Origin of the sequence: Veillonella dispar, from assembly GCF_937975875.1 — a bacterium.
Taxonomy (GTDB): Bacteria; Bacillota; Negativicutes; order Veillonellales; family Veillonellaceae; genus Veillonella; species Veillonella dispar_B.
Genome location: NZ_CALJSP010000041.1, coordinates 20,233 through 28,502, shown reverse-complemented (window position 1 = coordinate 28,502; position 8,270 = coordinate 20,233). Strand labels below are relative to the sequence as shown.

Below are 8,270 nucleotides of genomic sequence, written 5' to 3'. Positions count from 1 at the left end.
ACATCCTCCTATACAACACACGTTCATAGTTTAATTATAGCACCGTATCAAATCGGCCGCTATTAATTATACACGACGGCGTTTTGGAGGGCGACAACCATTGTGAGGAATTGGAGTTACGTCTTTAATGGAAGTAACTTCAAGACCTGCAGCTTGTAAAGCACGGATTGCAGCTTCACGGCCGGATCCAGGACCTTTTACGAATACTTCAACAGTGCGAAGACCATGTTCCATTGCAGCTTTAGCAGCTTGTTCAGCAGCCATTTGAGCAGCGAATGGAGTGGATTTACGGGAACCACGGAAGCCCAAGCCACCAGCGGAAGCCCAAGACAACGCATTACCGTTTGTATCTGTCAAAGTTACGATAGTGTTATTGAATGTAGAACGAATATGAGCCGCACCGGATTCAATATGTTTCTTTTCTTTTCTTTTAGTTCTAACAACTTTTTTAGCCACGCTTTATCCCTCCTTTATCTTATTTCTTTTTACCAGCAATTGCTTTTCTAGGACCTTTGCGAGTACGTGCATTCGTTTTAGTACGTTGACCACGAAGTGGTAAACCCATACGATGACGTTTGCCTCGATAGGAGTTGATTTCAATTAAGCGTTTAATGTTAAGAGCTTCTTCACGACGAAGGTCACCTTCAACTTTGTAATCAGCATCTAACAATTCACGGATTTTCGCTACTTCATCTTCAGAAAGATCACGAACACGTGTGTCAGGATTGATGCCAGTTTTAGCAATGATTTCAGATGCTAAAGTTGGACCAATACCATAAATATAAGTTAAACCAATTTCCACTCGTTTATCACGAGGTAAATCTACACCGGCGATACGTGCCATCTAATCATCCACCTCCTATCAGATTATCCTTGTTTTTGTTTATGTTTTGGATTTTCGCAAATAACCATTACACGGCCTTTGCGTTTAATGATTTTACATTTTTCGCATATCTTTTTAACTGATGGTTGAACCTTCATTAGTACCTCCTTTGTGGACCCTATGCTTATTTGAAGCGATAGGTGATGCGACCACGATTTAAGTCATACGGTGTCAGTTCCATAGTAACTTTATCACCAGGAAGAATACGGATAAAATTCATACGCATTTTACCTGACACATGAGCCAATACGATATGACCATTTTCCAATTCAACTTGGAACATGGCATTCGGTAAAGCCTCAACTACCGTACCTTCCACCTCAATAACGTCTTCTTTTGACATATCTTTTCCTCCGGTTACCTGTTTTATTTAATTAACCGCGGTTCATCACGCATGGTTAATATTTCAGGGCCGTTTTCTGTAACAACCACTGTATGTTCGAAATGAGCAGCAGGTTTACCATCTACGGTAACTGCTGTCCAGTCATCCCCTAATACATGAACACGATAACTACCCATTGTAATCATCGGTTCAATACACAATACCATACCTGGTTTCATTAAAGGTCCTTGATCAGGACTACCATAGTTTGGTATTTGCGGATCTTCATGCATTTCGCGGCCTAAACCATGACCTACGAAGTCGCGAACGACGCCGTAACCATGTTTCTCACAATACGTTTGAACAGCGTGACCGATAGCACCGATACGGTTGCCAACTTTCACTTGTTCAATTCCCTTGAACAGACTTTCTTCTGTAACTTTTAACAATTTCATCACATCTGGTTTGACGTGACCGATAGGAATCGTCACAGCCGAATCGCCGTGATATCCATCAATAGATGATACAAGATCAATACTGAGGACATCACCGTTTTTAAGCTTACGCTTAGCGCTCGGAATACCATGAACAACTTCATCATTGATAGAAGCACAGATTGTAGCAGGGAATCCATAGTACCCTTTACAACTTGGTATACCACCGTGGCTGCGAATATATTCTTCGGCAATTGTATCTAACTCAAGCGTCGTGATGCCAGGTTTAGCCTTTTCTACTAACAAGGACAACGTGTCTGCTGTAAGCTTACTTGCCTTGCGGATACATTCAATTTCATGGGGCGATTTCAAAATAATCATGGATTATTTCTCCAAAGCCTTAATGATGTCAGCAAATACTGCGTCTACATCTTGTAAACCGTTAATTTCTTCATACAAACCGCTATTACGATAGTAGTCGATCAAAGGTTTAGTAGATTCTTCGTACACAGCTAGACGTTTCTGTACTGTTTCAGGGTTATCATCAGCACGATTTTCTAGAACAGCTCGTTCGCTAATACGTTTAACTAATTCCTCGGAAGGAACGTTTAAGTTAAGTACAGCGTCCAAAGAAATTCCTAATTCTTTAAGGATTGCATCCAAGGACACAGCTTGTGCTGTTGTTCTTGGGAATCCATCAAGAATAAATCCAGATTTGCAGTCATCTTTCACCAAGCGATCACGTACGATACCAACAGTTACACTGTCAGGTACCAATTGACCGGCATCGATGTATTTCTTAGCCTCAACTCCAAGAGGTGTTTCGTTCTTAATCGCAGCGCGGAACATATCACCTGTTGAAATTTGGGGAATACCGTATTTTTCAATAAGTCGAGCTGCCTGAGTGCCTTTACCAGCACCAGGAGGTCCCATTAATAGAATATACATATTGTTTCCCTCCTATTTCACAAAGCCTTTATAGTGGCGTGTTACCATGAGCGACTCAATTTGTTGCATTGTATCAAGTGCTACACCTACAACGATAAGGAGAGCCGTACCACCAAAGTATACGCCTTGGACGCCGGTAATACTACCGAGGAAATTCGGTATAATAGCAACGACAGCTAAGAATACAGCGCCAGCCAAAGTGATCTTGGTCATCACGTTATCCACATAATCAGCAGTTGGTTTACCCGCACGAATACCTGGGATAAAACCACCGTATTTTTTCATATTATCTGCCATATCTGTAATGTTGATAGAGATTGCAGTATAGAAATACGTAAAGATAAAAATCAATAATGCATACAATGCCGTTTGTAACGGCGTACCCCATGTAAAGAGATTCGCAGCTTTATGAACATATTCATTGTCAATAAATTGCGCAATCGTCACAGGGAACATCAACACAGATGACGCAAAGATAATTGGGATTACACCTGCCTGATTGACTTTCAACGGCAAGAATGTAGAGTGACCACCGTACATTTTACGACCTACTACGCGTTTAGCGTATTGGATCGGAATGCGACGTTGGCCTTGTGTAACTGCAACTACGACAGCAATCATCGCAAGAGCAATTACAGCAAATAAGAATGCTTGGAACATGTTAATTGTTCCGTTTTGGATATATTGATAAATAGTTTCTAAACCATCAGGTAATCGAGCTACGATACCAGCAAAGATGATTAAGGAAATACCATTACCTATACCATATGCTGTGATTTGTTCACCAATCCACATCAACAAGCATGTGCCTGCTGTTAGGATGATGGCCACAACGAATACACTTAGGAAATCATTATTTACCAAAGCGTTGTTTGCTCTAAGAGCAAATGCCATACCTGCGGCTTGTACAAAGCCGAGGACTACGGTGCCATAACGAGTTACCTTCGCTATTTTCTTACGCCCGTCTTCACCATCTTTACTCCATGCTTCAAACTGAGGAACTACAGACTGAAGCAGTTGCATGATGATGGAAGCATTGATGTAAGGTGTAATACTCATTGCAAAGATAGAGAACTTACTAAGCGCACCACCAGCAAACAAGTCTAATAGACCGAATAGGTTACCGGATGTAAACAAGGATTCGATAACAGACGCATCAACGCCTGGAACAGGAATGTGGATACCAGCTCTAAAGATGGCAAACATCATTAATGTGTAAAGAATCTTATTACGTAATTCGGTAATCTTAAAGATGTTCGAGAGGCTATCTAGCACCCTAGATCACCTCTACTTTTCCGCCTGCTGCTGTAATTTTTTCTTCAGCAGATTTAGTGAAGCCATTAGCGATAACTGTTAAGTTTTTAGTTTCCAATGTACCGTTACCTAAAATACGAATGCCATCGCGTACATTTTTCAAAATGCCAGCTTCAATAAGAGCTACTGGATCAACTGTTGCACCGTCTTCAAAACGGTTCAATTGTTCTACGTTAACTTCAGCATATTGTTTAGCAAAAACGTTGTTGAAACCACGTTTTGGTAAACGACGATAAAGAGGCATTTGGCCGCCTTCAAAACCGGAGCGAACGCCACCGCCAGAACGGGAGTTTTGACCTTTTTGACCACGACCAGATGTTTTACCCAAGCCAGAACCTAAACCACGGCCTACACGAGTACGAGCTTTTTTGGAACCAGCAGCTGGTTGTAATTCATGAAGTTTCATTCAGTGCACCTCCTTATCAGTATTAAACTTCTTCAACTTTTACTAAATGTCTAACTTTGTGAAGCATACCTTCGATTTGAGGTGTTACTTCTTTTACAACTTGAGAATTAGTTTTTTTCAAGCCCAAAGCTTTAACTGTCGCGCGTTGATCTTCAGGACGACCGATTAAGCTTCTTGTTAATGTTACTTTAACTTGTGCCATTTCTTGTCTCCTTATTACGCGTTATAAATTTCTTCAACGGTTTTACCACGAAGTTCAGCAACTTCGCTAGCGCGTTTCAAATCTTTCAAACCTTCGATTGTAGCGCGAACCATATTGTTAGGGTTAGAAGAGCCCAAAGATTTAGTCAAGATGTTACGAACACCTACTAATTCCAATACGGCACGAACAGGGCCACCAGCGATAACGCCAGTACCTTCAGCAGCTGGTTTCAAGAATACGCGGCCTGCGCCGAATACGCCTGTTACGCTGTGAGGGATTGTACCATTTTTAATTGCTACGTTTACAATATTTTTCTTAGCATCATCGATACCTTTGCGAATTGCTTCTGGTACTTCCGCTGCTTTACCTAAGCCAACGCCTACATAACCGTTGCCATCACCAACAACTACAAGAGCGCTGAAGGAAAAACGACGACCGCCTTTAACTACTTTGGCTACGCGGTTGATGAATACTACTCTTTCTTTAAGATCAAGACTGGTGTAGTCAATTCTCGCCATGTCTATAGTTCCTCCTTCTTAGAATTTTAAGCCTGCTTCACGAGCACCTTCTGCAAGGGCTGCTACGCGGCCGTGGTAAATGTAACCACCACGGTCAAACACTACAGTGTCAATGCCTTTAGCGATAGCTTTTTTAGCAACTGCTTCACCAACAGCTTTAGCAGCAGCTACGTTACCACCATAGGATAAGTTCAAATCTTTATCTAAAGAGCTAGCAGCAACCAAAGTTGTACCTGCTACGTCATCGATTACTTGTGCGTAAATGTTGCTCAAAGAACGGTAAACGTTCAAACGTGGGCAAGTTGCCGTACCAGAGATGTGACGGCGAATACGAAGATGACGTTTTGCTCGAGCGATATTTCTACTAGATTTACGAGGCAAGATATTCACTCCTTTCATTCATATAGATGATATTACTATTTACCTTTTGCACCAGCTTTACCAGCTTTGCGACGAACAACTTCGCCTTCATAGCGGATACCTTTACCTTTGTAAGGTTCAGGTTTTCTCCATTTACGGATATCAGCTGCTACTGCGCCTACAACTTCTTTGTCTGCACCAGAAACAACGATTTTGTTAGGAGCTGGAACTTCAATTGTAATACCAGCTGGAGCTTCCATTTCTACTGGATGAGAGAAGCCAAGTGTAAGAACTAATTTATTGCCTTGTTTAGCCGCTCTGTAACCAACACCGTTGATTTCAAGAGTTTTTGTGAATCCTTCAGATACGCCTGTTACCATATTAGCAACAAGAGCGCGAGTCAAACCGTGAAGGGAACGATGAGCTTTATTGTCGGAAGGACGAGCTACTGTAATTGTGTTACCTTCAACAGTGATATTCATATCTGGATGCAAATCGCGAGATAATTCACCTTTAGGACCTTTTACGTTCATATGATGGTTATCATATGTAACAGTAACGCCTGCAGGGATCTCGATAGGCATTCTACCGATACGTGACATTATTTCTACCTCCTATTGCTACTATTACCAAACGTATGCGATTACTTCGCCACCAAGACCTTCTTTACGAGCTTGTTTGTCGCTCATAACGCCTTTGGATGTAGAAATAACTGCGATACCCAAACCACCAAGTACACGAGGAAGTTCTTCCTTTTTCGCGTAAACACGTAAACCAGGTTTGGAAATACGTTTAATTCCTGTAATAACTTTTTCGTTATTGGAACCATATTTCAAAGTTACTTTTAAAGTGTTTTCTTCTTTTTCTACGTTCTTTACGAAACCTTCTTGTAAAAGGATGTCAAGAACAGCTGCTTTCATTCTAGATGCAGGAATGTTTACCGTTTCATGAAGTGCAGCATTTGCATTACGGATGCGCGTAAGCATATCCGCGATAGGATCGGTCATTACCATAATCTAAAAACCTCCTCTCGTCTAATATTACCAGCTGGCTTTTTTAACACCAGGAATTTGTCCTTTGTACGCCAATTCACGGAACGCAATACGGCTGATACCGAATTTGCGCATATAGCCGTGAGGACGACCAGTTAAGTTGCAACGGTTGTGTAAGCGTGTTGGGGATGCGTTTGCTGGTAATTTGGACAAGCCTTCATAATCACCTGCTGCTTTTAACGCTGCACGTTTAGCTGCATATTTTTCAACGATTTTAGCGCGTTTCTTTTCGCGTTCAATCATAGATTTTTTAGCCATCTATATGTTCCTCCTATTATTTTTCAAAAGGCATACCGAATTGAGTCAACAATTCACGAGCTTCTTCATCTGTTTTAGCAGTTGTTACTACGATGATATCCATACCAGTAACACGTTCTACTTGATCATATTCGATCTCAGGGAAGATGAGCTGTTCTTTAAGACCCAAAGCGTAGTTACCACGGCCATCAAATGCTGTTGCGCTGATACCGCGGAAGTCACGTACACGAGGTAATGCCGCATTGATCAATTTATCGAGGAATTCATACATGCGTTCGCCACGAAGAGTAACTTTTGTACCCAACGCCATGCCTTCACGAACTTTGAAGTTCGCAATGGATTTTTTAGCTTTTGTGATTACAGGTTTTTGACCAGAAATGATAGTCAAATCATTAACTGCTGCTTCCAATGCTTTTGCATTGCCTACTGCATCACCAACGCCGATGTTGATAACGATTTTTTCCAATTTAGGGATTTCCATAACGTTGCCGTATTGGAATTTTTCTTGCATACTCTTTTTGATTTCAGAGTTATATTGTTCAAATAAACGAGACATTTATTTAGCTCCTCCTTTCCTGATTATTTAAGTACTGTACCAGATTTAACTGTAGCGCGAACGAATTTACCGTCTTTGCCTTCAACTTTTTTGATACGAGTAGCTGTTTTAGTTTCTGGGTCAACGATCATTACGTTAGAAACATGGATACCAGCTTCTTTAGTAACGATGCCGCCTTGTGGGTTAGCTTGAGAAGGTTTTGTGTGACGTTTTACAGTGTTAACGCCTTCAACAAATACGCGTTCTTTTTTAGGTTCAGTAGCAATTACTGTACCTTGCTTACCTTTATCTTTACCGGAGATAACAACAACTGTATCGCCTTTTTTGATTTGTAGTTTAGCCATATGCTGCGTTCCTCCTTCTTATAATACTTCTGGAGCCAAAGAAACAATTTTCATGAAGTCTTTTTCACGAAGCTCTCTAGCTACAGGTCCAAAGATACGAGTACCACGAGGGGTCTTGTCATCTTTAATAACTACTGCTGCGTTTTCATCGAAACGGATATAGGAACCGTCTTGACGGCGGATACCTTTTTTAGAACGAACAATAACAGCTTTGACTACGTCGCCTTTCTTGACAACGCCACCGGGTGATGCATCTTTTACAGAAGCAACGATTACGTCACCGATATTGCCGAATTTGCGATAAGAACCGCCCATGACTTGGATACACATAATACGTTTTGCACCAGTGTTGTCGGCAACATTCAAAATTGTTTGTTGCTGGATCATCGTCTATTCCTCCTTACATCACTCTTATTTTTGTCTTTCAAGAATTTCAACAACTCTCCAACATTTATCTTTAGAAAGTGGACGAGTTTCTAGAATTTTAACTGTATCGCCAATTTGGCACTCATTATTTTCATCATGAGCTTTAAAGCGTTTAGTGCTAACCATTGGCTTGTTATATAATGCGTGAGGTACTTTACGTTCTACAGCAACAACAACAGTTTTATTCATTTTGTCGCTAACAACTTTACCTACGCGGACTTTACGTACGTTTCTTTCTTCTGCCACG

Annotated in this window: 18 protein-coding genes; all 18 read right to left on the bottom strand. The window is 41.1% G+C overall.

Annotation, left to right across the window (positions count from 1 at the left end; translation table 11 throughout):
• Positions 1-66: 66 nt before the first annotated feature.
• From rpsK to rpsQ, 18 genes are read right to left on the bottom strand one after another with little or no spacing between them, the layout of a single operon-like run.
• A complete protein-coding gene (rpsK, locus tag Q7P05_RS02115; protein WP_004695151.1) occupies positions 67-456 on the bottom strand; it encodes a 30S ribosomal protein S11 in 390 nt (129 codons plus the stop codon).
• Between the two features lie 19 nt (positions 457-475).
• The gene (gene rpsM / locus Q7P05_RS02110; RefSeq protein ID WP_004695149.1) at positions 476-844 is read right to left on the bottom strand and encodes a 30S ribosomal protein S13; all 369 of its coding nucleotides are present in this window, start codon (positions 842-844) and stop codon (positions 476-478) included.
• Between the two features lie 23 nt (positions 845-867).
• On the bottom strand, positions 868-981 hold the full coding sequence (gene rpmJ / locus Q7P05_RS02105; RefSeq protein WP_004695148.1) for a 50S ribosomal protein L36: 114 nt from the start codon (positions 979-981) through the stop codon (positions 868-870).
• Between the two features lie 26 nt (positions 982-1,007).
• Complete coding sequence (gene infA / locus Q7P05_RS02100) at positions 1,008-1,226, bottom strand: translation initiation factor IF-1 (RefSeq protein WP_004695147.1); 219 nt, start codon at positions 1,224-1,226, stop codon at positions 1,008-1,010.
• Between the two features lie 23 nt (positions 1,227-1,249).
• Positions 1,250-2,020, bottom strand: a complete 771-nt coding sequence (map, locus tag Q7P05_RS02095) for a type I methionyl aminopeptidase (RefSeq protein ID WP_005385514.1) — start codon at positions 2,018-2,020, stop codon at positions 1,250-1,252.
• Positions 2,021-2,023: 3 nt separating this feature from the next.
• Positions 2,024-2,587, bottom strand: a complete 564-nt coding sequence (locus Q7P05_RS02090; protein ID WP_005385513.1) for an adenylate kinase — start codon at positions 2,585-2,587, stop codon at positions 2,024-2,026.
• A gap of 12 nt (positions 2,588-2,599) precedes the next feature.
• Entirely contained in the window at positions 2,600-3,862 is a 1,263-nt protein-coding gene (gene secY / locus Q7P05_RS02085) for a preprotein translocase subunit SecY (RefSeq protein WP_303930216.1), read from the bottom strand.
• Between the two features lies 1 nt (position 3,863).
• On the bottom strand, positions 3,864-4,307 hold the full coding sequence (rplO, locus tag Q7P05_RS02080) for a 50S ribosomal protein L15 (protein ID WP_060923780.1): 444 nt from the start codon (positions 4,305-4,307) through the stop codon (positions 3,864-3,866).
• 22 nt (positions 4,308-4,329) lie between these two features.
• Positions 4,330-4,509: a 50S ribosomal protein L30 gene (rpmD, locus tag Q7P05_RS02075; RefSeq protein WP_004695138.1), complete on the bottom strand. Its 180-nt coding sequence runs from the start codon at positions 4,507-4,509 to the stop codon at positions 4,330-4,332.
• A gap of 14 nt (positions 4,510-4,523) precedes the next feature.
• Positions 4,524-5,027 carry a 30S ribosomal protein S5 gene (gene rpsE, locus Q7P05_RS02070; protein WP_004695136.1) on the bottom strand — a complete coding sequence of 168 codons (504 nt, stop codon included), beginning with the start codon at positions 5,025-5,027 and terminating at the stop codon, positions 4,524-4,526.
• An 18-nt stretch (positions 5,028-5,045) separates the two neighbouring features.
• Positions 5,046-5,408 carry a 50S ribosomal protein L18 gene (gene rplR, locus Q7P05_RS02065; protein ID WP_004695135.1) on the bottom strand — a complete coding sequence of 121 codons (363 nt, stop codon included), beginning with the start codon at positions 5,406-5,408 and terminating at the stop codon, positions 5,046-5,048.
• Between the two features lie 35 nt (positions 5,409-5,443).
• Positions 5,444-5,989 (bottom strand): 50S ribosomal protein L6, encoded by a 546-nt coding sequence (gene rplF / locus Q7P05_RS02060; RefSeq protein ID WP_295782855.1) that lies wholly within the window; start codon positions 5,987-5,989, stop codon positions 5,444-5,446.
• Positions 5,990-6,013: 24 nt separating this feature from the next.
• Positions 6,014-6,400 (bottom strand): 30S ribosomal protein S8, encoded by a 387-nt coding sequence (gene rpsH / locus Q7P05_RS02055; RefSeq protein ID WP_004695128.1) that lies wholly within the window; start codon positions 6,398-6,400, stop codon positions 6,014-6,016.
• Between the two features lie 27 nt (positions 6,401-6,427).
• Positions 6,428-6,697 (bottom strand): 30S ribosomal protein S14, encoded by a 270-nt coding sequence (rpsN, locus tag Q7P05_RS02050; RefSeq protein ID WP_005377140.1) that lies wholly within the window; start codon positions 6,695-6,697, stop codon positions 6,428-6,430.
• A gap of 16 nt (positions 6,698-6,713) precedes the next feature.
• On the bottom strand, positions 6,714-7,253 hold the full coding sequence (gene rplE, locus Q7P05_RS02045; protein WP_295782857.1) for a 50S ribosomal protein L5: 540 nt from the start codon (positions 7,251-7,253) through the stop codon (positions 6,714-6,716).
• Positions 7,254-7,276: 23 nt separating this feature from the next.
• Positions 7,277-7,597 (bottom strand): 50S ribosomal protein L24, encoded by a 321-nt coding sequence (rplX, locus tag Q7P05_RS02040; protein WP_005385506.1) that lies wholly within the window; start codon positions 7,595-7,597, stop codon positions 7,277-7,279.
• A gap of 18 nt (positions 7,598-7,615) precedes the next feature.
• Positions 7,616-7,984, bottom strand: coding sequence for a 50S ribosomal protein L14 (gene rplN / locus Q7P05_RS02035; RefSeq protein WP_004695117.1), 369 nt, complete (start codon positions 7,982-7,984; stop codon positions 7,616-7,618).
• Between the two features lie 24 nt (positions 7,985-8,008).
• The gene (rpsQ, locus tag Q7P05_RS02030; protein ID WP_303930213.1) at positions 8,009-8,269 is read right to left on the bottom strand and encodes a 30S ribosomal protein S17; all 261 of its coding nucleotides are present in this window, start codon (positions 8,267-8,269) and stop codon (positions 8,009-8,011) included.
• Position 8,270: the final 1 nt, after the last annotated feature.

Coding starts and splice junctions, on each gene's coding strand:
- rpmJ (WP_004695148.1), bottom strand. CDS start 981: ATGAAGGTTCAACCATCAGTTAAAAAGATATGCGAAAAATGTAAAATC.
- map (WP_005385514.1), bottom strand. CDS start 2,020: ATGATTATTTTGAAATCGCCCCATGAAATTGAATGTATCCGCAAGGCA.
- rplX (WP_005385506.1), bottom strand. CDS start 7,597: ATGGCTAAACTACAAATCAAAAAAGGCGATACAGTTGTTGTTATCTCC.
- rpsH (WP_004695128.1), bottom strand. CDS start 6,400: ATGGTAATGACCGATCCTATCGCGGATATGCTTACGCGCATCCGTAAT.
- Q7P05_RS02090 (WP_005385513.1), bottom strand. CDS start 2,587: ATGTATATTCTATTAATGGGACCTCCTGGTGCTGGTAAAGGCACTCAG.
- rplE (WP_295782857.1), bottom strand. CDS start 7,253: ATGTCTCGTTTATTTGAACAATATAACTCTGAAATCAAAAAGAGTATG.
- rpmD (WP_004695138.1), bottom strand. CDS start 4,509: ATGGCACAAGTTAAAGTAACATTAACAAGAAGCTTAATCGGTCGTCCT.
- infA (WP_004695147.1), bottom strand. CDS start 1,226: ATGTCAAAAGAAGACGTTATTGAGGTGGAAGGTACGGTAGTTGAGGCT.
- rplN (WP_004695117.1), bottom strand. CDS start 7,984: ATGATCCAGCAACAAACAATTTTGAATGTTGCCGACAACACTGGTGCA.
- rpsE (WP_004695136.1), bottom strand. CDS start 5,027: ATGGCGAGAATTGACTACACCAGTCTTGATCTTAAAGAAAGAGTAGTA.
- rplO (WP_060923780.1), bottom strand. CDS start 4,307: ATGAAACTTCATGAATTACAACCAGCTGCTGGTTCCAAAAAAGCTCGT.
- rpsM (WP_004695149.1), bottom strand. CDS start 844: ATGGCACGTATCGCCGGTGTAGATTTACCTCGTGATAAACGAGTGGAA.
- rplF (WP_295782855.1), bottom strand. CDS start 5,989: ATGTCACGTATCGGTAGAATGCCTATCGAGATCCCTGCAGGCGTTACT.
- rpsN (WP_005377140.1), bottom strand. CDS start 6,697: ATGGCTAAAAAATCTATGATTGAACGCGAAAAGAAACGCGCTAAAATC.